The organism is Mucilaginibacter robiniae (assembly GCF_012849215.1).
Taxonomy (GTDB): domain Bacteria; phylum Bacteroidota; class Bacteroidia; order Sphingobacteriales; family Sphingobacteriaceae; genus Mucilaginibacter; species Mucilaginibacter robiniae.
The window spans coordinates 4,720,176-4,745,528 of the sequence record NZ_CP051682.1; the positions used below are offsets into that span (position 1 = coordinate 4,720,176).

24 protein-coding genes are annotated in these 25,353 nt (G+C 39.3%); 12 read left to right on the top strand and 12 right to left on the bottom strand.

Annotated elements, in window-relative coordinates; all coding sequences use genetic code 11:
• Positions 1–900 (bottom strand): site-specific tyrosine recombinase, encoded by a 900-nt coding sequence (locus HH214_RS20705; RefSeq protein ID WP_169610864.1) that lies wholly within the window; start codon positions 898–900, stop codon positions 1–3.
• Between the two features lie 40 nt (positions 901–940).
• On the opposite strand from HH214_RS20705, the gene aroQ reads away from it, so the two are divergent.
• Positions 941–1,360: a type II 3-dehydroquinate dehydratase gene (aroQ, locus tag HH214_RS20710; protein WP_169610865.1), complete on the top strand. Its 420-nt coding sequence runs from the start codon at positions 941–943 to the stop codon at positions 1,358–1,360.
• Between the two features lie 207 nt (positions 1,361–1,567).
• Positions 1,568–3,904, top strand: a complete 2,337-nt coding sequence (locus HH214_RS20715) for a mechanosensitive ion channel family protein (protein WP_169610866.1) — start codon at positions 1,568–1,570, stop codon at positions 3,902–3,904.
• Here HH214_RS20715 and HH214_RS20720 read toward each other — a convergent pair.
• Positions 3,873–4,949 (bottom strand): glycosyltransferase family 2 protein, encoded by a 1,077-nt coding sequence (locus tag HH214_RS20720; protein ID WP_169610867.1) that lies wholly within the window; start codon positions 4,947–4,949, stop codon positions 3,873–3,875. The genes HH214_RS20715 and HH214_RS20720 overlap by 32 nt on opposite strands.
• On the bottom strand, positions 4,946–5,833 hold the full coding sequence (locus HH214_RS20725) for a lysophospholipid acyltransferase family protein (RefSeq protein ID WP_169610868.1): 888 nt from the start codon (positions 5,831–5,833) through the stop codon (positions 4,946–4,948). Before HH214_RS20725 ends, HH214_RS20720 begins: the two co-directional genes overlap by 4 nt.
• Positions 5,834–5,871: 38 nt before the next feature.
• On the opposite strand from HH214_RS20725, the gene HH214_RS20730 reads away from it, so the two are divergent.
• Complete coding sequence (locus tag HH214_RS20730; protein WP_315853182.1) at positions 5,872–6,483, top strand: WbqC family protein; 612 nt, start codon at positions 5,872–5,874, stop codon at positions 6,481–6,483.
• Positions 6,484–7,608, top strand: coding sequence for a magnesium/cobalt transporter CorA (corA, locus tag HH214_RS20735; RefSeq protein WP_169610869.1), 1,125 nt, complete (start codon positions 6,484–6,486; stop codon positions 7,606–7,608).
• 5 nt (positions 7,609–7,613) lie between these two features.
• Here the strand turns inward: corA and msrA are convergent, their stop codons facing one another.
• Genes msrA through HH214_RS20750 form a run of 3 tightly spaced genes read right to left on the bottom strand, consistent with a single transcriptional unit; the run spans position 7,614 to position 9,488 of the window.
• Entirely contained in the window at positions 7,614–8,264 is a 651-nt protein-coding gene (msrA, locus tag HH214_RS20740; RefSeq protein WP_169610870.1) for a peptide-methionine (S)-S-oxide reductase MsrA, read from the bottom strand.
• A gap of 16 nt (positions 8,265–8,280) precedes the next feature.
• Complete coding sequence (locus tag HH214_RS20745; protein WP_169610871.1) at positions 8,281–8,526, bottom strand: DUF3820 family protein; 246 nt, start codon at positions 8,524–8,526, stop codon at positions 8,281–8,283.
• A 26-nt stretch (positions 8,527–8,552) separates the two neighbouring features.
• Positions 8,553–9,488, bottom strand: a complete 936-nt coding sequence (locus tag HH214_RS20750; RefSeq protein WP_169610872.1) for an MBL fold metallo-hydrolase — start codon at positions 9,486–9,488, stop codon at positions 8,553–8,555.
• Between the two features lie 160 nt (positions 9,489–9,648).
• Between HH214_RS20750 and HH214_RS20755 the strand changes: the two genes are divergently transcribed.
• Positions 9,649–9,885, top strand: a complete 237-nt coding sequence (locus HH214_RS20755) for a hypothetical protein (protein WP_169610873.1) — start codon at positions 9,649–9,651, stop codon at positions 9,883–9,885.
• Positions 9,886–9,894: 9 nt separating this feature from the next.
• The gene (locus HH214_RS20760) at positions 9,895–10,845 is read left to right on the top strand and encodes an aldo/keto reductase (RefSeq protein ID WP_169610874.1); all 951 of its coding nucleotides are present in this window, start codon (positions 9,895–9,897) and stop codon (positions 10,843–10,845) included.
• A gap of 77 nt (positions 10,846–10,922) precedes the next feature.
• Here HH214_RS20760 and HH214_RS20765 read toward each other — a convergent pair whose 3' ends face one another.
• Positions 10,923–11,783 carry a hypothetical protein gene (locus HH214_RS20765; protein ID WP_169610875.1) on the bottom strand — a complete coding sequence of 287 codons (861 nt, stop codon included), beginning with the start codon at positions 11,781–11,783 and terminating at the stop codon, positions 10,923–10,925.
• A 243-nt stretch (positions 11,784–12,026) separates the two neighbouring features.
• Here HH214_RS20765 and HH214_RS20770 point away from each other — a divergent pair, with 243 nt between their 5' ends.
• Together HH214_RS20770 and HH214_RS20775 are read left to right on the top strand one after the other, a co-directional pair.
• Positions 12,027–13,319: a PQQ-dependent sugar dehydrogenase gene (locus HH214_RS20770; RefSeq protein ID WP_169610876.1), complete on the top strand. Its 1,293-nt coding sequence runs from the start codon at positions 12,027–12,029 to the stop codon at positions 13,317–13,319.
• Between the two features lie 5 nt (positions 13,320–13,324).
• On the top strand, positions 13,325–13,777 hold the full coding sequence (locus tag HH214_RS20775) for a c-type cytochrome (protein ID WP_169610877.1): 453 nt from the start codon (positions 13,325–13,327) through the stop codon (positions 13,775–13,777).
• Positions 13,778–13,838: 61 nt separating this feature from the next.
• Here the strand turns inward: HH214_RS20775 and HH214_RS20780 are convergent, their stop codons facing one another.
• From HH214_RS20780 to HH214_RS20795, 4 genes are read right to left on the bottom strand one after another with little or no spacing between them, the layout of a single operon-like run.
• On the bottom strand, positions 13,839–14,132 hold the full coding sequence (locus HH214_RS20780) for a hypothetical protein (RefSeq protein WP_169610878.1): 294 nt from the start codon (positions 14,130–14,132) through the stop codon (positions 13,839–13,841).
• 44 nt (positions 14,133–14,176) lie between these two features.
• The gene (locus HH214_RS20785; RefSeq protein ID WP_169610879.1) at positions 14,177–14,929 is read right to left on the bottom strand and encodes an ABC transporter ATP-binding protein; all 753 of its coding nucleotides are present in this window, start codon (positions 14,927–14,929) and stop codon (positions 14,177–14,179) included.
• Positions 14,922–15,794 carry an ABC transporter permease gene (locus HH214_RS20790; protein WP_169610880.1) on the bottom strand — a complete coding sequence of 291 codons (873 nt, stop codon included), beginning with the start codon at positions 15,792–15,794 and terminating at the stop codon, positions 14,922–14,924. Before HH214_RS20790 ends, HH214_RS20785 begins: the two co-directional genes overlap by 8 nt.
• Positions 15,794–16,765 carry an ABC transporter substrate-binding protein gene (locus HH214_RS20795; protein ID WP_169610881.1) on the bottom strand — a complete coding sequence of 324 codons (972 nt, stop codon included), beginning with the start codon at positions 16,763–16,765 and terminating at the stop codon, positions 15,794–15,796. Before HH214_RS20795 ends, HH214_RS20790 begins: the two co-directional genes overlap by 1 nt.
• Before the next feature lie 91 nt (positions 16,766–16,856).
• On the opposite strand from HH214_RS20795, the gene HH214_RS20800 reads away from it, so the two are divergent.
• From HH214_RS20800 to HH214_RS20810, 3 genes are all read left to right on the top strand, one after another.
• A complete protein-coding gene (locus HH214_RS20800; RefSeq protein ID WP_169610882.1) occupies positions 16,857–17,999 on the top strand; it encodes a methionine aminotransferase in 1,143 nt (380 codons plus the stop codon).
• A gap of 53 nt (positions 18,000–18,052) precedes the next feature.
• The gene (locus HH214_RS20805; protein ID WP_169610883.1) at positions 18,053–18,835 is read left to right on the top strand and encodes an amidohydrolase; all 783 of its coding nucleotides are present in this window, start codon (positions 18,053–18,055) and stop codon (positions 18,833–18,835) included.
• Between the two features lie 112 nt (positions 18,836–18,947).
• A complete protein-coding gene (locus tag HH214_RS20810; protein WP_169610884.1) occupies positions 18,948–21,995 on the top strand; it encodes a GH92 family glycosyl hydrolase in 3,048 nt (1,015 codons plus the stop codon).
• A 43-nt stretch (positions 21,996–22,038) separates the two neighbouring features.
• On the opposite strand, the gene HH214_RS20815 is transcribed toward HH214_RS20810, so the two are convergent.
• Complete coding sequence (locus HH214_RS20815; protein WP_169610885.1) at positions 22,039–22,917, bottom strand: polyphosphate kinase 2 family protein; 879 nt, start codon at positions 22,915–22,917, stop codon at positions 22,039–22,041.
• A gap of 107 nt (positions 22,918–23,024) precedes the next feature.
• Here HH214_RS20815 and HH214_RS20820 point away from each other — a divergent pair, with 107 nt between their 5' ends.
• Positions 23,025–25,352, top strand: a complete 2,328-nt coding sequence (locus HH214_RS20820) for a penicillin-binding protein 1A (protein WP_169610886.1) — start codon at positions 23,025–23,027, stop codon at positions 25,350–25,352.
• Position 25,353 lies beyond the last annotated feature (1 nt).

The following is a 25,353-nucleotide window of genomic DNA, read 5'->3' on the forward strand; positions in this document are numbered from 1 at the left end:
TTAACTGCGTGGATGATACTGTACAATGGTGCTTTTAAGATAATCACGGTCTAAATGAGTGTATATTTCGGTAGTGGTTATACTTTCATGCCCAAGCATTTCCTGAACAGCACGCAAATCTGCACCACCCTCAATCAGGTGCGTTGCAAAAGAATGCCGGAAGGTGTGCGGACTAATATTCTTTTGCAAATTGATAGCAGTTGCCAGTTGCTTGATCATCATAAAAATAAACACACGAGTTAGCCTACTACCACGGCGGTTCAAGAAAACATAATCTTCCTCACCTTTTTTTATAGGAATTTGTACTCTTACATGCATAAGCCATATTTGCACCGCTTTGATTGCTGCTTCGCCTATAGGTATTAATCGTTCTTTATTACCCTTACCTGCTACTTTGATAAATTCAATATCCAAATACAAGTTTGATATTTTAAGATCAGTAAGTTCAGATACACGTAAGCCGCAGCTGTACAGCATCTCCACAATGGCTTTGTTACGCACCCCATCAGGCTTGGATAAATCAATTACAGCAATCATGTTATTGATGTCAGTATAGCTCAGAGTATCGGGTAATTTACGTTGCAGCCTTGGTGCTTCCAACAATTCTGATGGATCAGTTTTTACCACATCCTCAATCAGCAGGTATTTATAAAAAGTTTTTATTCCCGATAAAATACGAGCTTGTGATGAAGGTATCATCCCTAATTCATTTACCCAAACAATAAAACTACGTAAGTCAGACAAAGTAACTGTTTCCGGTAATAACTTAGGTAACTGTATATCAGAAAATTGAGAGAGCTTATCTATATCTCTACTATAAGCATCAACAGAATTTACGGTAAGCGATTTCTCGAGTTTTAGATAGGATTGAAACCCTTTAATTGCCGATTGCCAATCCATGCTGTATAAGTTTTAGTAATTAATAGCTAAGTTTGAAGTAATGAAAATCCATATCATTAACGGCCCAAATTTAAACTTACTAGGTGTAAGAGAGAAATCTATTTATGGTGATGCTGATTTTATAACTTACTTTAACACTTTGCAACAACGTTATACCAGCCATAGCCTAACCTACTTTCAAAGTAATAAGGAAGGTGAACTGATTGATAAGCTGCATGAGGTAGGTTTTAATTCAGACGGTATCATCCTGAATGCTGGGGCCTACACCCATACTTCTATCGCTATTGCTGATGCTATTGCAGCCATTAGCACGCCGGTAATTGAGGTTCACATTTCTAACGTTTACAAGCGTGAAGCTTTTCGGCACAAATCAATGCTGGCAGCAAGTTGTAAAGGTGTTATAGCAGGCTTTGGATTAGATTCTTACCGCTTAGCATTAGAAAACTTTTTAAACCAATAAAGCAATTTCTGGTCAAACGCTTTCGATGTAAATGTGTTGTGTTTGCATTCCAGCTGCTCCTACATGTATAAAGTCTTAAAAATTAGTTTTTTATTGCTGCTTTTAACAGGGTTTATACCTGATAATACATGCATTGCACAAACTCAAACCAAGCGTCATCGAAGCAAAACAGACTCGCTAAGGGCAGCCATGCTAAGGCGTGATTCGATGATGCGATACTACAAAACCTCAGATACTTCAACCAACAACCTTTTACAAAAGATTGAGTATTATACACAGTCGTATAACCAAATTAACAATACGCTTTCTCGTGATTTAGATACGGCCGAAATCAGTGCCCAAATACCTCGCCTGGAAAAAACGACAACGCTGATTCGCAACCTCATCAATCGCGATCGCTCGGGCACCTTGCGGTATTTATATGCTATTCGTGATATTTTAACCCACAGGCAGGATGAAGTGGATTTATGGCAGGATCAATTATCAGACATTAGTAATAAGCTAATTGATATACATTCAGATCTGGAAGAAATTAACCGAGATAGTGCCTTCCTTATTTTTCCTACCGATAGTGCTCTGCAACTAACTTTTTTGAAACAACGTGGAACCTTAGAAATTAAGGCTCACCACTTGGATTCATTAAACAAAAAGAACTTACTTAAAATAGGATTAATGCAGAATCGGCTTACATCGGTTTACATTGCACTAATTGATGAGCGGGAACAAGTTGCAACTAAAATTAGAGCCTTTAGTTACAAAGCTTTTAATTGCGAGTACGGCTATTTGTGGGATCTAAAAACAGTAAATAGCACCACTTTCAAATCTGCTTTGGATAGAACAGTTACTGTTAACTTTAAACTATTTAGGTTATTAAGTGGAGAAACCTTAACCCACGTCCTCGGAATCTTTTTACTAATTGGCTTTTTCAGTTGGGTATATTTTAATCGCCGTAAAATTGTAAAAACCAAAGAACTGCCTGGAGATATTTTGGCTCAAACCACTTACGTAGCTCAATACCCTTTTACGTCAGCTTTACTAATTACTACGCTGATTATACCTTACGTTTACGACCATCCGCCTGTAGTGTTTCTGGAGTTGTTGTTTCTAGTATCAATTAGTTGTGTATTATATCTGGTTAAGAAAACTTGTCCGCCAGCGCTTTTTGCTTACTTGGGTAAGTTGTTTTTTCTAACCGTACTATTTAGCATTAGCAACTTATTTATTGAGGTGTCATTGGTTGACCGCATAGCCGTTTTACTGCTTGCTGCAGGCGTAGCTTGGATTAGCTTTATGTTTTTAAGGCATGTTCAGCGTGAAAAAGTCAGCTATTTGCCCTATAGTCGTGCAGGATTAACTTTACTCATCTTATTTGAAGTAGCTTCTTGTGTCGGTAACATCTTAGGCCGTTTTAGCTTGGGTAAAATAATTGGTGTTACAGCTATCTACAATTTTTGGCTGGCTATATGCCTGTATTATTTAGTACAGATATTAGTACAAAGCTTGTTTTTACAACTGGAAGCCAACAAAGTCGAAAAAAACAATATCAGTTCTTACCTTGATTTTAAATTATTGCAAAGCAAATTCAGAAACGTACTAAACATTGCAGCCTTATTAATGTGGCTGGTTATGTTGTTGCAAAACCTGAATATAGAAGATAGTGTTTTCGACTTTATAGGTGATTTCCTAACCCAATCCCGTAAGTTGGGCGGCACTTTATTTACTTTCGGAAGCATTATTATTTTCGTTTCTGTTATTTGGCTCTCTTCTGTATTAGCCCGCATCATCAGCTACTTTTATGATTTTGCCGATCAACATAAAGCCGGCAATACAGCACAACGCAAAAACCGAACATCCTTATTACTAATTCGGATAGCTGTGTTTAGCATAGGATTTTTATTAGCAGTTGGAGCCTCAGGTTTTCCATTAGATAAAATTACTATCATCATTAGTGCGCTTGGTGTAGGTGTCGGCTTTGGTTTACAAAATATCGTAAATAACCTAGTTTCCGGTTTAATATTAGCGTTTGAAAAGCCTGTACAAATTGGTGACGTGATAGAAGTAGCTAACCGTACAGGTACCATTAAAGAAATTGGCATACGGTCTAGCAAGATAGCTGCAGGTAATGGAGCAGAAATCATCATTCCTAATGGTGATTTGATTTCGCAACATGTAATTAACTGGACATTGAGCGATAGTAACCGCCAGGTAGAACTTAATATCAGTGTAGCTTATGGTTGCGATGTAGATCAGGTGAAAAACATTTTACGAAACTTACTAAGCAATCGTGATGATATTATGGAGAGCCCAGCTCCTGTGGTGTACCTGAATAACTTATCACCTTCCTCGGTCGATTTTAAAGTACAATTCTGGGCCGCAGATATTAGTTTGTATCAACAGTTAAAAAGCCGTGTATTATCGTCTATCTACAAGTCGTTTGAAAGTGAAGGCATTGAAGTTCCGAAGAGTACACAAGACGTAAGAGTATACCTGCCTGAAAACGGGCAACCGCCGATCAACAAAAACGATTTGCATCCAAATCAGTGAAGCGACTCTTTTTTTTCAAGAAAAAATCAACAATAATGTTACCTTGATATAAGCCTTTCAAATTAGCTGGGCGTGTACCAGCTGGCTTAACGTTTATAGCGGTAGTTGGGTGATGTGCAGGTAATAGCTTCTTTTCACGGCTGGTAAACAAGCTCTTTACAAAACTTTGATGAGCGCGGCTTACTGCCCAGGCATCTTTACGTTTACCTTCAGATAAAAAGCGGAGTAAAGCTACAAAGTCTAATCCGAAACGTGCACCAATAGTGAAAACAGAACGTGTAACCGGCAGATTGTTTTTAAGCAATAACAAGTTATTACGGAAATTAAGATAAGTTTTCAAAGGGTTTTCAGTATTCAAGGTTCCCCCACCTACATGGTACACGGTAGATTGGGCACAATACATTACTTTATACCCTTGATTTTTTAAACGCCAGCATAAATCAATTTCTTCCATGTGGGCGAAAAAACGTTCATCAAAACCACCTGATAGTTGCCAATATTTTTTCTTGATGAACATGGCTGCTCCTGATGCCCAGAATACTTCGCTTGATTGCTCATATTGCCCCTGATCTTCTTCAACCTCATAAAAAATGCGGCCACGGCAAAATGGATAACCAAAATGATCTATATACCCGCCGGCTGCACCAGCATGTTCAAAATGGCTTTTCTTCGCAAATGATTTTATTTTAGGAGCAGCAACAGCAATAGCGTCATCGCTTTCCATCAGTTGAACAACCGGCTCAATCCAGTTTGGTGTTACTTCAATATCTGAGTTGAGCAGCACAAAATAGTCGGCATCAACTTGTTCCAATACTCTATTATATCCACCAGTAAAACCCAGATTAATACGGTTTTGAATAATCTTAACTTCCGTTGGATAAGTAGATTGCAAATACTCAACAGAACCATCTATTGAGGCATTATCTCCAACTACAATTTCCAGATTAGGCCAGGTTGACGATAGTACAGCAGGTAAAAACTGTTTCAGAAAGTTCAACCCGTTCCAATTAAGTATCACCACTGCTACCTTGGGGTAACTATTCATTTATGCATATCCTCCGGCTTATACTTCCACCTGCGGTGTGACCATAACCAATACTGTGGTTCGTTTTTGATAACCTGCTCCAAGTATTGCACATGCGCGTTTGTGATTTCGTATTCAGCTGTGTTTTTAACGTCGTTAAACAAGGGCACGAAGTTACAATTATAATAGCCTCTTTTTATACGTCTGATATCGCAAAATACAACCGCACTATCCGTAAGCTTAGCTAACTTTTCAACTCCCAGAAATACGGCCGTTGGCTGATTCAAAAACGTTGTGAAATGTTGTATCTCTCTTTTTGCCGGTGTTTGATCGCTTACCAGTACGGTTATGGTACGCTCTTTTCTGTACTCAACCAGTTTGCGCATGGTATTTTTCATGGCAATTAGCGTAGCTCCAAATTTAGAACGCATCTTTTGAAACATACTATCAAATTCCGGATTTGATAAAGGTTTATATACAATTATACGTCTTTCGGTAGTTAATAAACTTAATTTGAGCGCTGCCATTTCCCAATTACCATAATGCCCAACAGCACCTATAACACTTTTGCCGGCAGCAAAAGCAGGCACTACCACTTTATCGAAATTGGTAATTGTAAAATGTTTTTCAAGGTCTTTTTGTGATATGGTAAAAAGCTTAATACTTTCTACAATCAAATCAGCTAGATGCTTATAATACTCTTTTTCAATATAGGCACGTTCAGAAGTTGTTTTTTCTGGGAAAGCGTTACGTAGGTTTTCCTGTACTACCTTGCGGCGGTATCCTGCTATGTAGTACAGTACAATGAATAGAACATCAGCTATGCGGTATAAAATAAAGAAAGGCAGCAATGAAATTAGGTATAGCAAGCTCGCTCCCAACATTGAAAACCCTTTTCTAATCATTACTTTCGCAAAAAATTAAGCCACAAACATAAAAATATATGATGGAAAAAGGTGCTGTTTTACCTATGTTTTATTTACCGCCTGTTGAATATTTTACGGCACTACAAAAAAACAAACCTGATATATGGATAGAAAAGGAAGAGCATTTTCCCAAACAAACCTATCGTAACCGTGCTCACATTTACTCGCCCGATGGTTTGCTTGCTTTAGTAGTACCTGTAGTAAAAGGCTCAAAGATGCATACCAAAGTAAAAGATGTAAAGATAAGTTACGACTTCAACTGGCAGCGTTTGCATTGGATGAGCTTACAATCTTGCTATCGTCGGTCAGCATACTTTGAGTATTATGAAGATGATTTTGCTCGCTTTTATGAAAAGCAATTTCCTTATTTATTCGAGTATAATGAAGAACTGTTAAAACTAATACTAAAATGCCTAAAAATTCAGCTCACCTTGAACTACACCACAGACTACCAGGAAGCTTATCTTGATTTAACTGATTACCGGAACTCCATACATCCGAAAAAAGAGAGCAACTTTGAACAAAAGACTTACTTTCAGGTTTTTGAAGAACGAAATGGCTTCCTGAAAAATTTGAGTATTGTTGATTTGCTGTTTAATCAGGGGCCGCAATCTGTTAATTACCTTTAAATGTCTAACCAGAACAAACGGAAGCTATATAAAATGAAGCTTCAGGGTAACGTTGGTGATCGCCCAGGAAGCATTCATGTACCTGAAGGTGCTTTAAAGCCCCGTATTCAAGTATTTTCATATAATACTAAAGAGTTTGTTACTGCAACTTGTGATAATGCAAAAGCTGTTTTCAACCAGTTGAACCAGTGTAATACACATAATCATTGGATTAAAATAAATGGTTTGGGGGATGCTGATTTGATACAGCAAATTGGTCATCAGCTTAGTGTTAACGACTTGGTGTTAGAAGATATCATGAATGTACATCAACGGCCTAAGTTTGATGAATACGACAACTACGTTTTTGCCACCAGCCGACTCATTAACATGAATAAAGATAATGAGCTCTTGAATACGCAATTTTCAGCACTGGTGAAAGACAACATCATCATCAGTTTTGAAGAAACATACGATGAAAATTTTGAAGGGGTTGAAAATCGACTAAAAGGCGGTAAAGGCCCTATTCGTACTGCCGGACCAGGCTACCTATGCTACGCATTGTTAGACACCATTATTGACAGATACTTTGTAGTAATGGATCATATTGGTGAAGCGTTAGATAATATTGAAGATCGATTGTACGGTAAAGTTGACCGTAGCATCATGTATGATACCCAACGCATGAAGCGTACGTTGATTACCTTACGTCGTGCAAGCTGGCCGGAGCGGGATAAAATCAACGATATGATTCGTACTATAAGTCCGCTGATAAATGATGAAACCAAAACTTACCTGCGTGATGCTTACGATCATTGTATCCAGATTATGGACTTGATTGAAAGCTACAAAGAGATCAGCGCCAACAACATTGATTTGTACTTATCTATGGTAAGCAATCGGATGAACGAAATCATGAAAGTGCTTACTATCATATCCGTTATTTTCATTCCATTAACTTTCGTGGCAGGTGTGTATGGAATGAACTTTGCATCCAATAACCCTTATACCAACCAGCGCCTCCCAGATAATATGCCTGAGTTATATCAGCCACATGGCTATATTTATGCTATGGCTATTATGGGGTTGATAGCCATAGCGCAAATCATTTTCTTTTGGAAAAAAGGATGGTTTAACAAGTTATAAATGGTTTAAAAACCTGGTTTCAAATAGGACTGCATTGCTCTTCTAAACTTTTCTACTTTCGGTTTAGATACTGATGCAATGTATGGGTTATCCTGATGTAAGCGGTAATATCCTTGATGGTATTTTTCGGCAGGATAAAATACGTTATAAGGTTCAACCTGGGTAACTACTTTGCCGTTGTAGTGTTTAGAAGCATTAACTTTATTAATTACACTTAACAGAACCTGCTTTTCCTCTGGTGTTCTGTAGAATACTATAGAACGATAATCAGTACCTTCATCTGCACCTTGCCGATTTAAAGTGGTTGGGTCATGCGCATAAAAGAAAGCTTCGGCCAGTGTTGCATAGCTGATTACTTTGGGGTCATAATAAATCTGTACACATTCAGCATGATTGGTGGTGCGTGTACATACATCTTCGTAGCTAGGGTTTTTAGTTTGTCCGCCAGCAAAACCTGAAACTACCCTATCAACACCTTTAAGCTCAGTCATAGCCTCGCTCATGCTCCAAAAACAACCACCACCAAACGTAGCTACCTCTTCTCCCGGCTTCAGCTTAGGCAAAGTAGCAAAAGCATAATCAGCCTTGCTATCCTGCCCGTTAGCACAGCTGCATAATAGCAGCATACTGGCTAAATATATCATCACGTTTTTCATACCATAATATACGATATTAACGATAATGCTGATTTACAGAATTCTTAACGGATTGTAAAATCGCGTTCAATCCGTTAGTCTTAATTTCGTAAGTGGTAGATAGCAGCATACCCAATTTGCCGGTAGGCATGCCTTTGTGATGCATCCATTCCAAATAGCTTACCGGCAAATCGCACAACAATGTATCCTTGTATTTGCCGAAAGGCATACGGGTTTTTACAATGTCAACTAAAACTTGGGTATCAGGCTTTACTGGTTCCATGCCGCAAGTATAGGCAAAAGGCTATACTATTTAGTTAAAGCTCTAGTAACCGCAAAACCAGCCAGTGCCCCAGCCAGGCCTATAGCAACTTTAAATTTTGTAGTTGACCGGAAAGCAGGCACATAATAGGTTCCTGTTTCATCCGCTTCGGCCGAGTGACCTACATAGCGCCCTCCGGTAGGTACAGCTAGTTTATCAAAATTGTCGGCTAGTTTTTTAAGCTCTTCCTGTAACTCGCGGCCTCGCATAACCGGGCCATGGCCTGTTGCTGCAATACGCGGCTGCAAATCAGACAGCTTTTGCACCGATGCTTTTGCTGCCGCCCAATCAGGTGTAAGATACATTGGCGGGCCTGATATATGCTTTATACCATTAAGTACATAAACTGCTGATTCAGGCTTTGTGGTAACAAAGGCGTCACCTGCAATAAGGGTGGTATTTAAGGGTAAAAATAAGGATACATGACCAGGTGTATGCCCTGGCGTATGAATTATCTTCCACTCCGGGAGTTCAGGAATACCTTGTTCCAGATCAATAGCTTTTACTTTGTTACCTAATTTCAATGGTGTTTTACGGAAAAAAACAGACATTAAACTCATGATCCCCCCACCTACTGTAAAATCAGCTGGCGGATAGGATGACTTACCGTTTAAATAAGGTAGTTCAAACGCATGAGCATATACTGGCACATCCCAACGCTTTAATAAGTCTTCCAGAGCGCCGGTATGATCTGAATGAGCGTGTGTCAAAACAATAGCTGTTGGCTTAGTACCAGCTCCAAAAATTGATTCAGCCATCGCGATAACCTTATCAGCCGAACCTTGAACGCCGGCATCTACCAAAACCCAACCTTTTGGAAACCCGCGGCGATTAGCAATCATGTAAACATTTACAAAATAAATTTTCATACCCCAAACACCTTGGGCTACCTGAAAATACTTCACATTTTTATTATAACTCATAGAGATGATATGATATTTCTGTAACAATAACCTATACATAATAGTTTTTTAGATATGCTAATATGTATAATGTACACTAACGGTTATCAAAACATTTTTATGATAACAGGTATTACATAATAGATAAAAAAATTAACATTCATTTCGGCTTTATTATAATATGGAACAACAGTTTGATGCTATCCTGACCGGATCAGACAGCCCTATTGAGGGTATAGTGAATTTAATTAATTACAACGGCGTTGAGCAGGCTTACGCGTTTACTGCGATCGACAACACTTTGCACCTGATTATTGCTAAAGATAACCATGGGCATTGGGTACGTATTGCTGGTACCGACCCTTATTTTGCCGGCTGGGTAGATGAACTGGCTGAACAAATTAACAATCAACAATAATATACAAAGATGGAAAAGCGCAACTTAGGAAATTCAGGCATTAGCATAGTACCTTTTGTATTCGGGGGAAACGTTTTTGGATGGACCATTGATGAACCAACCTCTTTCAGTATTCTGGATGCTTATGTTGATTTGGGTTTTGATTGCATTGATACTGCGGATGTGTATTCAACCTGGGTACCGGGGCATGAAGGCGGCGAATCAGAAACCATCATCGGCAACTGGTTGAAAAAATCTGGCAAACGGGATAAAATTATCTTGGCAACCAAGGTTGGTTCGCAAATGGGCAATGGAAAAAAAGGCTTGTCAAAAGCCTATATTATTGAAGAAGTAGAGCAATCATTAAAGCGTTTGCAAACTGATTATATTGATTTATATCAGTCGCACAAAGATGATAATGATACGCCTTTACAGGAAACGTTGGAAGCTTACGACCAGTTGATCAAGCAGGGTAAAGTACGCACCATTGGTGCATCTAATTACACTGCAGACCGCTTGCAAGAAGCTTTACAGATAAGTAATAAGCATAACTTACCGGCATACGTAAGCTTACAGCCTGAATACAACTTATATGATCGGGAAGGTTATGAGAAAGATTTGGAAGCACTTTGCCGTAAGGAGAATGTTGGTGTGATTACTTATTTCTCAATAGCGAGTGGATTTTTGACAGGCAAATACCGTAACGAAGATGATTTAAATAAAAGTAAACGAGGCGGTGGCATCAAAAAATATCTGAATGATCGTGGCTATAGGATCTTAGAGGCACTTGATCAGGTGGCATCAGAATATCAAACCACGCCAGCGGCAGTTTCTTTAGCTTGGGTAATAGCTCGGCCAGGTATTACAGCTCCTATTGCTAGTGCTACCAGCGTTCAGCAGTTGGAGGAAATTACCAAATCGGTTAGCTTGAATTTAGGCCAAGAGGCTATTCAGCAATTAACAGAAGCTAGCAAATATTAAAAAGTTAAAGGCCACCTACCAGGTGGCCTTTTTGCTAAAATATATGTTGGATCGGATGTATAAACCCTACTCTGTTTTTAGAAGCCTCTACGATTACCATTATTAGAACCGGAGTTGTTGTTTTGTGCAAAATGTTCTTGCCCATTACCATTCCAGTTTCCACCACGCTCTCCGCGGCCATTCTGATTACCACCTTGATTGGTATTCTGGTTGTTGTTAGAAGGCTGACCTCCAAAATTTCCTTGTGATTGGCCACCTTGGTTATTACGTTGGCCGCTAAATCCATTCTGGTTATAGTCGTTACCTCGTTGATTGTATCCGCCTTGATTATTCCAATTGCCTCGGTTCATTTCACCACGACCTTGATTATTGTCTCCGCGTTGGCCATCCCATCCACCTCTATTATCATTCATTTGGCCTTGAAAACCACCACCGCGACGTTCCATTCTAGGTTGTTCGCCTCTACCATAAGCATTATTGGAATCAAAAGGTGAATCTTGGAACCTACCACCCCTATTATTCCAATCACCACGACGATCAGGCATACGGTTAGCGTACATATCACGGTTGTAACCTCCATTAAAGCCACCAAACTTTGAACGATAGAAGCTGTGGTTCATATATGGTCGTTGAGCTCTTACCTCATAACGACGAGCACTACGCCAATCTATATCATGAAAACGGCCAGGCAAGTAAGCTGCTGATATCCATTCATCACCATCGTTATAATAATAGCAATGTTCTGGTACGCTATAATAAGCTTCTTCATCAGGCAAGTAGTAAAAATCATCATAAACCGGAGCCGATGCAACCGGAGCAGCTAAGTGTACAGATACCGGACCTAAGTTAAATCCTACATGTACGCCTACTTGTGCATCTGCGCTTTTATAAAGTAAGCTACCTGCTGCAATTATCATTGAGAATACTAACTTTTTCATGTTTTTAAAATTTGAATATATGACTGTGCAGTTTTGCATAGGTTTAACTATCCTATAAAATAGTTTTTACCAATCTTTTCAAGTAGAATAAAATTTTACATTTTAATACTAAGGCCAAACATTATTTTAAATCAATAAGAGTGTTTTTTGTAGTTATGCAAACAACTTGTATAACATAGGTATTACATTCATCAGCTTCCAGATTCTAATTTTAATCTGTTAATTTGAGTAACAACATTGAATATGAAAAACAGAGTTTTATTATCCTCATTTTTACCAGCTGTGGCTGTAGCAGGTTTGCTATGGTTCAACAGCTACAAGCCTAATGTACCGCCAGTTGTGAAAGCCGATGCGAACAATGCAGGTTTAAAATTGCCAGCAGGCTTTGGTGCATTGAAAGTAGCAGAAAACGTAGCGCGTCCGCGTCATATTGCTGTTACGCCCGAAGGCGACATTTATGTTAAACTTAATCGGGTAGCTAATGGTTCAGGCATATTGTTTATGCACGATGCCAATGGTGATGGTAAAATAGATGAAACAAAAGCTTTTGGCAATTACGGTGGTACTGGTATGTATATTAAAGATGGCTATTTATATACGTCATCAGATACGGAAGTATTTCGCTACAAGCTTAACGCGCAAAACAAAGTTATTAACCCTAATGCACCTGAAAAAATTGTAACCGGTTTGATTGAACGTGGGGAACACGAATCAAAATCTATTGTATTGGATAACGCTGGCAATATATATGTAAACGTAGGCGCTTATTCTAATTCTTGCCAAGAAAAAGACCGGGAAAAAGGTTCAATGGGCCGTAAAGGCTGTCCTATTCTGGATTCAGCTGGCGGCATCTGGCAGTTTAAAGCCAATAAGCTGAATCAAAAATATGGTGATGGTGTACATTACGCCCAAGGCTTACGTAACGTGGTAGGTTTAGACTGGAACCAACAGGACAACCAACTATTTGTAATGCAGCATGGCCGCGACCAGTTACACGACATTTTTCCGGACATGTTTACAGTGCAACAATCAGCTATTCTGCCTGCGGAATGTATGTACGCGATAAAAAAAGGTGATAATGCCGGCTGGCCTTATATATATTATGACCAATTACAAGGCAAAAAAATATTAGCTCCGGAATATGGCGGTGATGGAAAAAAAGAAGGTGGCGAAAACGCGATAAACCCTGCTGCTGCTTATCCTGGTCACTTAGCGCCAAACGGATTATTGTTCTATACCGGTAATATGTTTCCGGAAAAATACAAGAATGGTGCTTTTGTTGCCTTTCATGGCTCATGGAATCGTGCGCCTGAACCACAAGCTGGTTACTTTGTAGTATTTCAACCATTTAAGAACGGTAAGCCCGAAGGAAAATGGGAAGTATTTGCTGATGGCTTTTCCGGCTCACCCGAAAAAACTGCTTCAGGGCGTGCTGAACACCGTCCATGCGGATTGGCACAAGGTCCTGATGGCTCTTTATATGTAACAGATGACAGCAAAGCTGGCACTGTTTACCGTATTATCTACCACAAATAAATATTATGAAATTTAGTTTTTTATTGCCGGCAACAGCATTCTTATATACTTCATTATCAGCCCAGGTTAAAAAACATACGCCTGCAGCATCTGCTAAAAAAGCGCCTGTTCAAAACATAGCAGCTTCTATTAACAGTGGTAAAGCAGTATATACTCAGTATTGTTTAACCTGCCATCAGGCCGATGGCGGTGGTGTGCAAAACATGAACCCTCCCCTTATTAAAACTTCTTACGTATTGGGAGATAAAGGCCGAATTATCAAAATTGTACTGAATGGCTTTAATCAAAAGGTTGATATTGATGGTGATACCTACAACAATATCATGCCTTCGTTTAACTACTTAAGCAACCAACAAGTAGCTGATGTACTTACTTTTGTGCGCAACAGCTTTACCAATAAAGCCAGTGCTGTAACAGTAGATGAGGTTAATAAAATAAGACCTGCCGGAAAGAAATAAAAGCCGAAGCTTACCGCAAAAAAGAAGGGATATTGTTAAACAATATCCCTTTCGTATTTTATTAGCTGGCTAAGCCTAAACTGGTAAGTGATGATGTAATTTGTACAGTTTGTGTAACAGGCATATTAACGTTCACGCCTTCAATTAAGTAATGCTTCATGAGTTCTTTCTCACTTACAATAACGCTAAAATCATTAAATTTTACACCGTCTTCAAATGGGTAAACTGTGTAGCCGCGTTTATTGGAATCGTAAGCTCCTAATTCAAAAACTTCTTCGTACTTAATGCTTTTAATCTTAGCGCCTTTTACTAATTGATAGGCATCTTTAATACTGTTAAATGCGTTGTTTTTCATGGTACTACCACGTAAACAATTACTTTGCCAATATTTAAAGTTAATTAGCTAAACCAATCAAATAAATCAGATTGAGTTAAGATTAATTTATTTTCCTTATTGTAATCCCGAATAATCTTACCTTCTTCCATCTGAATTAACCGATTGCCATAACGATAAGCATCTTTTAACTGATGAGTGATTAAAATAGCAGTCAGGTTGAAGCTTTTAATCAACTCATCTGCCGTATGCATAACCAATTCAGCCGACCGCGGGTCTAAGGCCGCTGTGGGCTCATCCAGCAGCAATATTTTGCAATCATCCATTACACTCATCAATAACGTAAGAGCCTGCCTTTGCCCTCCAGACAGCGTTCCCATAGGTTGTTGTTCCAGCTTATTTTCTAAGCCCATGCCCAGTAAGCTTATTTTCTCTTGCACTTGCTTTTTAAAACCTTCGCTGGTGCCAATGCGTAATCTTTTTGTATGTGTACGCAATGCAGCCAATCGGAAATTATCCAGAATACTCAAATCAGGTGCTGTACCACTTAATGGATTTTGAAACACGCGGGCAATCCAGCGGCTACGCTGGTAATCAGGCAACTTAGTAACGGATACGCCATCTATAACAATATGACCGCTATTAGATAATACGCTTCCAGCAATTAAATTAAGCAATGTGCTCTTACCTGAACCATTAGCGCCCACAATCACAACATATTGCTGATCTGCAATGTGCAGGTTTAAATCAACTATGGCATTTACCTGGTTTGCTTTACCTTTATTAAAAGTTTTGTTTACCTGTTGTAGTTCAATCATGTCGGTTAAATAAGGCTAAACGAGGCAGGCTCACAATTAATAATACAAAAACAGCAGTTACCAGCTTTAGCAGATTAGCATCTACGCCCATTGCTAATGTAACAGCCAACACCATTTGAAATATAACTGTTCCGGCAAGTACTAAAGTCAAGCTTAACCAAACTGAAGTAATCTGGAACCAGTTAATTAAAGTTTCGGCGATAATTACTGAACCTAAACCAATAATAACAATGCCAATCCCCATGTTAATATCGGCAAAGCCCTGAAACTGCGTCATCAAAAACCCACTCAATGCAGTTAAGGCATTAGCTAGTGCTAAGCCGATAATTTTCATACGATCAGTATTTACGCCCAGTGCCCTGATCATGGTCTCACTATTTCCAGTAGCCCGCATAGCAATACCAAAATCTGTTTTTAGTAAGTAACTGATCAATAAAGTTAATACAACAACTACGATCAGCAGCATAATCAAGCTGTTCAGATTAACATCATTTACCCACGTTAAAACTGTAAACAAAGATGAAGTATCAATTAAAGGAATATTAGAACGACCCGCTAAAGTTAGGTTAACGGAGTACAGTGCCGTCATTACCAATATACCAGCTAACAGGGCGTTAATCTTAAGCTTGGTATGAATGAGTCCGGTAGCAGCACCAGCCAGTGCGCCTGCTATAATCACTGCTGGTAACGTAACTAATAGCGACTGATTATGCGTAAGCATGATGGCCGTTACAATTCCACCTAAGGTATAACTACCATCAGTAGTTATATCGGGAATGTTAAATATCTTCATGGAAATAAAAATTCCCAATGCTACACCCGACAAACATAAACCTTGCAGTAAAGCCGTTAAGTAAAACTCCATTATTTTACAGCCTCAAAGTTTGCAGGTATGGTAATGTGATACTTAGCTGCCGCTGTTGGGTTGTAAACACGTTTTCTTACTTTCACCATTTCTGGTTTTAAACCAGTTGTTCTATGCGTTTTCAAGTATTGTGCAGCCTGCAAACCTGATTGGTATCCCCATTGATAAATATCAGCTCCAAAAGCAGCAACTGCTCCCCGCTGTACCAATCCGGCCTCACTGGTGAAAATAGGTACATTTTTCTGGTTACAGCTTTTTAGGATAGTTTCAAAAGCTGCAAATACCGTGTTATCAGGGTTGGCAAAAAAAGCATCAATGTTTTTGTTTAACAACGATTGAGTGATTAGCTGCGCCTCTGCAGAAGAATTAAGCGGCAAAGCCACCACATTCACATTTAACTTTGCAGCTAATTGTTTGATACGCTCTAAGGCATCAGCCGATTGTGGTTCCGATTGGTTAAAAATCATTCCTATTACAAACTTACCACTTTTAGGCTTTAACAGCTTAGGTATTAAGCTAAACGATGTATCTATGTAATTTAAATCTTCAACTGTACCAAACAGGTTTGGCTGTGCTTTACCTTGTGCATCCAGCAAGTGGGCACGTGCAGGTGTAGGCGAAACCATCATGAAAATAGGAATAGTTTTAGTTTTCTGAGCAGCAGTAACAGACGATAAAGTAGTACTGGTAGCTAACAAATCAACTGGCTCGGCTACAAACTGGTTTACAATCTGGGTAAGTGTGGGTATGCTGCCTTGTGCATTATGATATTCAATTTGAATAGTATTTTGCTTTTCACTGAAACCGTTTTTAGCTAAAGCATCAGTAAACCCAGTTTTAGCTTGCGATATAGTGGCATCTTCAAATGCATCTACAAAACCCACAACAGGCACATTGTTTTTGCGTGCAGAATGACAGGCAGTTAAGCTCAGCATACTGCCTAATAGTAAAAGGCGGTTGATGTATTTCATTGCACTAAGGTAGTGCAAATGCCTATATAAGCGGACAAATGTATAAGTCATGCTCATATTTTTACCTGCTTTTAACTAATTTAGCCAGCACATGATATCGGTATCTAAACTACCCCAAACCGGCACTACTATATTTACAGTAATGTCGGCGCTGGCCAATGAAGTAAATGCAATTAATCTGTCGCAAGGCTTTCCTGATTATGAATGCCCTGCCGAGCTGATTGATTTGGTAACTGCTGCTATGAAAAATGGCTATAACCAATATGCTCCTATGGCTGGTTTACCAGCCTTGCGCGAACGTATTGCTGCCAAAACTGAAAAACTACACGGAGCCGTTTATAACCCGGATACAGAAATAACTATTACTGCCGGCGGTACACAAGCTATTTTTACAGCTATATGCGCCACTATTCATCCGAATGATGAAGTGATTGTTTTTGAACCTGCTTATGATGCTTATGCACCAGCCATTAAATTAATGGGCGGTACGGTAAAATCATTAGCGCTGGAACCACCTGATTATCGCATACCTTGGGAGATGGTAAAAAGGCTAATTAGTTCACGCACCCGCATGATTATCCTGAACTCGCCACATAATCCAACCGGAACTATATTGCGTAAAGACGACATTGATCAGCTAAGCATTATTGTTAAAAACAGAGACATTCTGATTTTAAGTGATGAAGTTTACGAGCATTTAATTTATGATGGCGAAGTACATGAAAGCATGGCTCGTTATCCGGAGTTACAACAACGCAGCTTTATTGTAGCATCATTCGGTAAGTTGTTTCATAGTACAGGATGGAAACTGGGCTACTGTTTAGCTCCCGCTGCTTTAATGCAGGAGTTTAGAAAAATTCATCAGTTTTTGGTATTTAGCGTAAATACACCCATGCAGGTAGCTATTGCTGAATATCTAAAAAATGAAGAAACCTACCTGAGCTTGTCCAGCTTTTTTCAGCAAAAACGCGATACATTCAGGCAAGGCCTTGCACAAACCCGGTTTGAGCTCCTGCCCTGCTCCGGATCTTACTTCCAAAGTGTATGGTATAACAACATCAGTGATGAAAAAGATACAGATTTTTCCATACGTCTCACACGTGATTTCGGAGTAGCTACTATACCGGTTTCTGCCTTTTATAGCAAGGCTATCGATTACCATGTAATAAGGTTTTGTTTCGCTAAAAAGCAAGAAACTTTGGATATGGCCGTTGAAAAGTTACTGGCACTATAAATTGGATTTTAGCCGTTACTTATAGTTTTAAACATTATTAAAGCCGTATCCTTATGGATAATCTAAAAATTACAACGTTTCAAGGGTATCTCTTCTGGGAAAATATCGATAAAAATTTGCAGAATATCTCGCTACGTTTATCAAATATTCGCACCAAAACAGACCTGATTATCTTACCCGAGATGTTTAACACCGGGTTTACTATGGAAGCGGAAAAGCTGGCCGAACCCATGAATGGTAAAACCATGCAATGGATGCAAGCTACAGCTCAAAAGTTTGATTGTGTAGTTACCGGCAGCTTAGCTATCTCTGAAAATGGCAATTACTACAACCGGTTAATTTGGATGCGCCCGGATGGTAGCTCTACACATTACGATAAGCGACACCTTTTTGCTATGGGTAAAGAACACAATGTTTATACCCCAGGCACCCAAAAGCTTTTTGTTGAACTAAACGGCTGGACTATATGCCCCATGATATGCTATGATTTACGCTTTCCGGTTTGGATGCGTAATGTTGGCGAAAAAAGATATGACTTAATGTTAGTGGTTGCTAACTGGCCTGAAAAACGTTCTTTACACTGGCGTACTCTGATTGCTGCACGTGCTATTGAAAACCAAGCCTATGTTATTGGTGTAAATCGGGTTGGGCATGATGGTAATGAATTATACTACTCGGGCGATTCATCCTGCATTGACCCGAGCGGCAATGTAGTGTATTATAAACGTGATGAGGAAGATGTATATACATTTACTGTAAATGCCGAAGAGCTGGAGAAAACCCGTAGATATATGCCTTTTTTAAAAGATGCGGATAGTTTTAATCTAGATTTGTAATTGAAACTTTATTATTGAACTATTCATCTTTCTGATAAATTTCTGAGAACCAAATTCCAATAACTAAACTCGCTTTTCGCGATGTTTATTCATTGTATATAACTTAACTTTCATGCAAACTGCCCTCTATCAGTTTAAACGTAAGGCGCTCGCGTTGCCTATCGTATTCCTTTGTCTTACTAGTTTAGCTCAAAAAAAACAAGATTATACGCGCTTAGTTAACCCGTTTATAGGTACAGGTGGCCATGGGCACACCTATCCTGGCGCTGTGGTACCCTTTGGCATGGTACAATTAAGTCCTGATACGCGTTTAGAAGGTTGGGATGGCTGTTCCGGTTACCACTATTCAGATACTGTAGTGTATGGTTTTTCACATACGCACCTTAGCGGCACTGGTATAGCCGATTATTGCGATGTACTGTTTATGCCTACAACAGGACAGCCGCAATTTAAAAATACAGATTATCGTTCGTCATTTAGTAAGAAATATGAGGTTGCTTCTCCTGGTTATTATAAAACACAGTTAAACAAGTATAATATTAAAGTAGAACTCACGGCGACTACCCGGGCAGGGCTACATCAATACACTTATCCCAATACCGACCAGGCGAATATCATCATTGACTTGCAACATCGCGACAAAGTACTTGATTCATGGATTGAGGTGGTGAATGATCATGAAATTCGTGGATTTCGCAAATCACAGAGTTGGGCAAATAATCAGTATATTTTTTTTCATGCCAAATTTTCTAAGCCATTTAAAAAATACGGTATTGCTTTGAACGATGTCCTACAACAAGGATCACATAAAGTAGAAGGCAAGAACGTAAAGATGTTTGTTCAGTTTGATGATCCTAAAGAGGTACTAGTTAAGGTAGGCATATCAGCAGTTAGTGCAGAGGGAGCTCTCAAAAACCTGGACACAGAGATGCCTGACTTTGATTTTCGAAAAGTTGAAAAGCAAGCCAAAGCCAGTTGGAACGATGAGCTTAACAAAATACAAGTAGAAGGCGGTGGTCCGGCAGCTTCTCAAATGGCTATGAATGAACAAAGTGCTTATGGAAATAACAGGAGCGTATATCCGCAAGCACGACGAAAGAAAGCAGAGCTTGTTGATTACAGTAAACTTAAGCAAACCATCTTCTACACCTCACTTTACCATTGTATGCTGGCCCCTAATATTTATAGCGATATAGATGGGCAATATCGTGGCTTAGATGGGCAAATACATATGGCGCAAGGCTTTAATTATTATACAGTCTTTTCATTGTGGGATACCTTCCGGGCTGAACATCCACTATTTACGCTGATTGACCGGAAGCGAACGCTGGATTTTATCAAGACGTTCTTGGCGATGTATGACCAAGGCGGATTACTACCAATATGGCCATTAGCAACTACCGAAACTTATTGCATGATCGGCAATCACGCTATTCCGGTAATTGTAGATGCTTATGCCAAAGGCATTCGGGATTTTGATGCGGAGAAAGCCTTAACCGCCATGAAAGCAGCGGTTAATCGTAACCAATTTGGTTTAGAATCCTACCGGAAAAACGGAGCTGTGTTAGCTGACGACGAACACGAATCAGTTTCTAAAACACTCGAGTACGCTTATGATGATTGGTGCATTGCACAGATGGCTAAAATGTTGAACAAGTCGCAAGATTATACCACCTACATACAAAGGGCACAATATTGGAAAAATGTGTTTAACCCGCAAAATGGCTTTATGCAGGCTCGAGTAAATGGCGGCTGGTACACACCATTTGAACCTACTGAAGTTAATAACAATTATACCGAAGGCAACTCTTGGCAATATACCTTTTTTATACCGCAAGATGTGGAAGGCTTAATAAACCGCATGGGCGGCAAAGAAAACTTTGAAACTAAGTTGGATGAACTATTTACAACGCATGCTAAATTAAGCGGCCGCCAACAAGATGATATTACAGGCTTAATTGGCCAGTATGCACATGGAAATGAACCCAGTCATCATATAGCCTATTTATACAACTTCACCAGCAATCCGCATAAAACACAGCAGTTTTTGAACCAGATAATGCAAACCGAATACAGCAATAAACCAGATGGATTGGCGGGCAATGAAGACTGTGGGCAAATGTCTGCCTGGTATGTGATGAGTGCCTTAGGTTTGTATAATATAGCACCTGGTCAGCAGCAGTTAATGGTTGGCTTACCTCAGTTTGAAAAAGCTACCATTAACCTGGAGAATGGAAAAAAGTTTATTGTATCCAATTCAGGTATGGCTGTAAGCCCCAATAATGTGTATTTGCAAGGCATGAACTTCAACAAAAAGCCTTATAACAAATTATATATTAACTACGATGATGTTGCAGAAGGCGGCGAATTTGAAGTTTTTACTGGCCGTTTACCTAATCAGTTATTTGTACAAGATTTGGAAAAACCTGCTTCAAAAATAAATGAGTCACAAATTATAGTAACTCCATCCATCGCAAGTTCAAGTATAAGTTTTAAACAAACCGATACTATTAACATAAATGTTGCTGATGAAGGTATAAAGCTATATTATACTACTGATGGTAGTGAGCCTACTACATCATCAACTTTATATCAGAAGCCATTTGTTATAAATGCATCCACAACAATCAAAGCCATAGCGTTGAAAAATGGACAGCAAAGCTTTGTTACTACTGGGCGGTTTATAAAAATTAGAAGTGATCTTAAACTCACGCTCTTAACCAAATACTTGCCTAACTATCCCGCACGAGGCGACGAATCACTGATTGATGGTTTACAAGGTTCTACTAACTGGCGATTAGGTAATTGGCAGGGCTACCAAACTAACAACCTGGAAGCGGTTATAGATTTAGGTCAGGTAAAACCGGTTAAACAGGTTACTATAAGTACCTTACAGGATACACGTGCTTGGATAGTGTTTCCGAAAGCTGTACAATATTGGGTATCAAATGACGGCAAAAACTACCGGCTTATCAGTACAGTAAACACTAAAACTGCTATTGATGATTTAAAAGTACAAACCCAGACTTTTGATGGAACCTTAAATGTTAATACACGCTACATCAAAATTGTAGCGCAACAATATGGCGCACTACCTGAATGGCATGAAAGCAAAGGCAAACCTTCGTACATCTTTGCAGATGAAATTAAGGTAGATTAGAGATAAAGCAGTGGTATAATCTTATATACCACTGCTTTATCCATTACTCACTTTCCAACGATTGTTTAGCTTGTTCTAGCTTTTCTTTCTCAATTGCAGGCAGAACAGGATATTCTAACTTTAATTTTTTCAGGGTTTCAAGCATTATGGTTGAAATTGCAATACGCGTAAACCATTTCTTATCAGCTGGTATTACATACCATGGAGCATTAGGTGTAGATGTAGCGTTAATTGCATCCTCATAGGCCTCTTGGTAATCAGCCCAATGGCTACGTTCCTCAATATCAGCAGAAGAAAACTTCCAGTTTTTATCAGCTTCATCAATACGTTTCAGAAAGCGTTCTTTTTGCTCGTCTTTTGATACATGCAGAAAAAACTTGATAATAGCGGTACCATTGCGGGTTAAATGCTTTTCAAAATCTCTTATACTATCATACCGATGCTCCCAGAACTTTTTGTCCAAATCTTTCACATCGTTGATACCTGGTAGATTTTCTTTCATAACATATGCAGGATGTACTTTGGTAACCAACACGTTTTCATAATGCGAACGGTTATGAATACCTATCCGGCCACGCTCGGGCAATGCTTTGTAATGGCGCCATAAAAAATCATGATCATAATCCTCCGATGTTGGCTGTTTGAAACTAAACACTTGGCACCCTTGAGGGTTCAGGCCCGACATGGTGTGCTTTATAGCACTGTCTTTGCCGGCTGCATCCATGGCCTGAAATATGATGAGTAAGCCATGTTTATTATCAGCATACAACTCATTTTGCAAATCAGAGGTCTGCTTAATCATATCAGCAAGTAGCTCATCAGCATCGTCTTTATCGTAACCTGCCGTATCAGCAGTGTCATAATCTTTAAGGGAAATCTTTTTATGATCAGTAATTTGAAATTTCTTGATTATATTTTCCATAGATAAAATAGTTTTGTACCGGCTTTAAAATTTACCGGCTCTATCAGCGTTCTTAATATTTGTTAACGAATTATGGTGTTGACGGTATAATTTCACATATTTATCCAATGTTTAAACGTATTCGAAATCCATTCCTGCGATACTTCGTAATTCTTATATACTTTGTAATTCTATTCTTCTGCGCCATTGAAATAAACTTTTTAGGTTTATTCGGCTACTCTCCTGACATGCAAGATGTTAAAAACCCTATCTTATCTGTTGCATCAGAAGTCTACACCGCCGATGGTCAACTTTTAGCCAGATTTTATAAGGAAAACCGCTCGCCGGTCGAGTTTAAAAACATATCGCCTAACCTCATCAATGCCTTAGTTGCTACTGAAGATGCTCGATTTTATAAGCATCATGGTGTTGATTACTACTCCTTTTTTACTGGTTTGCTATCTACAGCTAAGGGCGATAAGCGTGGCGGCAGCACTATTACACAACAATTAGCCAAAAATTTGTTTCAAACCCGTAAAAGAAAATATCAGGGCTTCATAAGGCATATTCCCGTATTGCGTACAGCAGTTTATAAGATAAAAGAATGGTTAACCGCTTTCAAGATTGAACATGTTTATAGCAAGCAACAAATTTTAACTTTATACTTTAATACTGTACCATTTGGTAACAATACTTTTGGTATTAAAACGGCAACTCTAAAGTACTTCAATAAAACGCCTGATGCAGTAACACCAGATCAGGCAGCTACTTTAATTGGTATGCTTAAAGCAACCTCAACCTACAACCCTATTCGTAATCCGAAGCGTTCACTGGAACGCCGGAACGTAGTTTTAGGGCAAATGGAAAAATACGGTTACTTATCGCCACAAGCTTTCGCTACTTACAGTCACGAACCCCTAACTTTGGATTTAAGTTATGTGGAAGACGATGCACAAGGCGATTCGTACCTGCGCCGTGCCGTTGAAAAATGGTTGGAAAAATGGTTAAAAGCCAACGATTATGATTTGTATGAAGATGGCTTGAAAATTTATACCACTATTGATTCACGCTTGCAGCAATACGCCGAAGAGGCTGTTGCCGAAAAAATGAAAATGCTTCAAAAGCGATTTAATGGTATTTGGGGCAATAGAAATCCTTGGCGCGATTCAAAGGGTAATGAAATTGTAGATTTTGTACTGAAGGCAGAACAACGTTTACCCATATATAAAGTATTAGAAACAAAGTATAAAGGAGATAGCAGCCAGATACAGCAATACTTTACAACTAAAAAACGCATGAAGGTATTTACCTGGAATGGTGAACGTGATACAACTTTTTCAAGTGAAGACTCTATTAAATATTATGCCCGTATCCTGAACACGGGTATGATGACCATTGAGCCTAGTACCGGTAAAATTAAGGTTTGGATTGGTGGCATTAATAATAAATACTTTAAATACGATCACGTTAATCAGGCCAAGCGCCAGGCGGGTTCAACCTTCAAGCCTTTCGCTTACCTGACGGCTTTAGATAATGGTTATACGCCATGTGATAAATTTACGGATAAGCCTGTATCCATAACCTATGATGATAATGGCAAGCAAGAGGTTTGGTCACCTAATAACGCGGATTTCCATTTTTCTTATCGTGAAATGTCATTACGATGGGCTATGGGCAAATCGGTAAATTCCATCACGGCGCAGCTAACCGAAAAAGTGGGCTGGGATAAAGTGGTAGAGTATGCTCATAAATGCGGTATTGAAAGCCCGCTGAAAGCTGTACCATCTGTATCATTAGGCTCAAATGATGTTTCAGTTTACGAAATGGTGCGCGCTTACAGTACATTCCTGAACAAAGGGCAACGGATTGATCCTTTACTGGTCACCAAAATCACAGACCATAATGGCAACGTTTTACAAGAGTTTGAATTGAAAAGCACCCAGGTTCTTAGTCCCGAAACGGCCTGGCTGATGCTGTACATGTTCCGTGGTGGTATGGAAGAACCCGGCGGCACATCGCAAGCTTTATGGGAATATCCGGGCTTATGGAAAAAAGCAAGTAACCAAATTGGTGGCAAAACCGGAACCTCTTCTGATTATGTAGATGGCTGGTATATGGGCATTACCAAAGATTTGGTTACCGGTATATGGGTAGGTGCAGATGATCGTAGCGTGCATTTTAACTCATCTGGCAGTGGCGAAGGTTCACATACCGCTTTACCTATTTTCGGGCGGTTTATGGAAAAAGTATATGCTGATGAAAAATCAGGCTATGCTCCGGGGCCTTTCCCTAAACCTTGGGTTAAAATTACTAAAGAGTACACTTGTCCAACGCCGCATATTTCGGTAGACACGTCATCTTCGACTGACAGCTTATCTGCACCAATTGATACAGCCGCAAAATCAGTTGAGCCTCCACCACCAGAACAACCACAAAATCAGCCACCACTTGAGTAAA

What these genes read in the sequence shown, in the direction of transcription:
- HH214_RS20705 (WP_169610864.1), bottom strand. Translation starts at nt 900, where the DNA reads ATGGATTGGCAATCGGCAATTAAAGGGTTTCAATCCTATCTAAAACTC.
- aroQ (WP_169610865.1), top strand. Translation starts at nt 941, where the DNA reads ATGAAAATCCATATCATTAACGGCCCAAATTTAAACTTACTAGGTGTA.
- HH214_RS20715 (WP_169610866.1), top strand. Translation starts at nt 1,568, where the DNA reads ATGATGCGATACTACAAAACCTCAGATACTTCAACCAACAACCTTTTA.
- HH214_RS20720 (WP_169610867.1), bottom strand. Translation starts at nt 4,949, where the DNA reads ATGAATAGTTACCCCAAGGTAGCAGTGGTGATACTTAATTGGAACGGG.
- HH214_RS20725 (WP_169610868.1), bottom strand. Translation starts at nt 5,833, where the DNA reads ATGATTAGAAAAGGGTTTTCAATGTTGGGAGCGAGCTTGCTATACCTA.
- HH214_RS20730 (WP_315853182.1), top strand. Translation starts at nt 5,872, where the DNA reads ATGATGGAAAAAGGTGCTGTTTTACCTATGTTTTATTTACCGCCTGTT.
- corA (WP_169610869.1), top strand. Translation starts at nt 6,484, where the DNA reads ATGTCTAACCAGAACAAACGGAAGCTATATAAAATGAAGCTTCAGGGT.
- msrA (WP_169610870.1), bottom strand. Translation starts at nt 8,264, where the DNA reads ATGAAAAACGTGATGATATATTTAGCCAGTATGCTGCTATTATGCAGC.
- HH214_RS20745 (WP_169610871.1), bottom strand. Translation starts at nt 8,526, where the DNA reads ATGGAACCAGTAAAGCCTGATACCCAAGTTTTAGTTGACATTGTAAAA.
- HH214_RS20750 (WP_169610872.1), bottom strand. Translation starts at nt 9,488, where the DNA reads ATGAGTTATAATAAAAATGTGAAGTATTTTCAGGTAGCCCAAGGTGTT.
- HH214_RS20755 (WP_169610873.1), top strand. Translation starts at nt 9,649, where the DNA reads ATGGAACAACAGTTTGATGCTATCCTGACCGGATCAGACAGCCCTATT.
- HH214_RS20760 (WP_169610874.1), top strand. Translation starts at nt 9,895, where the DNA reads ATGGAAAAGCGCAACTTAGGAAATTCAGGCATTAGCATAGTACCTTTT.
- HH214_RS20765 (WP_169610875.1), bottom strand. Translation starts at nt 11,783, where the DNA reads ATGAAAAAGTTAGTATTCTCAATGATAATTGCAGCAGGTAGCTTACTT.
- HH214_RS20770 (WP_169610876.1), top strand. Translation starts at nt 12,027, where the DNA reads ATGAAAAACAGAGTTTTATTATCCTCATTTTTACCAGCTGTGGCTGTA.
- HH214_RS20775 (WP_169610877.1), top strand. Translation starts at nt 13,325, where the DNA reads ATGAAATTTAGTTTTTTATTGCCGGCAACAGCATTCTTATATACTTCA.
- HH214_RS20780 (WP_169610878.1), bottom strand. Translation starts at nt 14,132, where the DNA reads ATGAAAAACAACGCATTTAACAGTATTAAAGATGCCTATCAATTAGTA.
- HH214_RS20785 (WP_169610879.1), bottom strand. Translation starts at nt 14,929, where the DNA reads ATGATTGAACTACAACAGGTAAACAAAACTTTTAATAAAGGTAAAGCA.
- HH214_RS20790 (WP_169610880.1), bottom strand. Translation starts at nt 15,794, where the DNA reads ATGGAGTTTTACTTAACGGCTTTACTGCAAGGTTTATGTTTGTCGGGT.
- HH214_RS20795 (WP_169610881.1), bottom strand. Translation starts at nt 16,765, where the DNA reads ATGAAATACATCAACCGCCTTTTACTATTAGGCAGTATGCTGAGCTTA.
- HH214_RS20800 (WP_169610882.1), top strand. Translation starts at nt 16,857, where the DNA reads ATGATATCGGTATCTAAACTACCCCAAACCGGCACTACTATATTTACA.
- HH214_RS20805 (WP_169610883.1), top strand. Translation starts at nt 18,053, where the DNA reads ATGGATAATCTAAAAATTACAACGTTTCAAGGGTATCTCTTCTGGGAA.
- HH214_RS20810 (WP_169610884.1), top strand. Translation starts at nt 18,948, where the DNA reads ATGCAAACTGCCCTCTATCAGTTTAAACGTAAGGCGCTCGCGTTGCCT.
- HH214_RS20815 (WP_169610885.1), bottom strand. Translation starts at nt 22,917, where the DNA reads ATGGAAAATATAATCAAGAAATTTCAAATTACTGATCATAAAAAGATT.
- HH214_RS20820 (WP_169610886.1), top strand. Translation starts at nt 23,025, where the DNA reads ATGTTTAAACGTATTCGAAATCCATTCCTGCGATACTTCGTAATTCTT.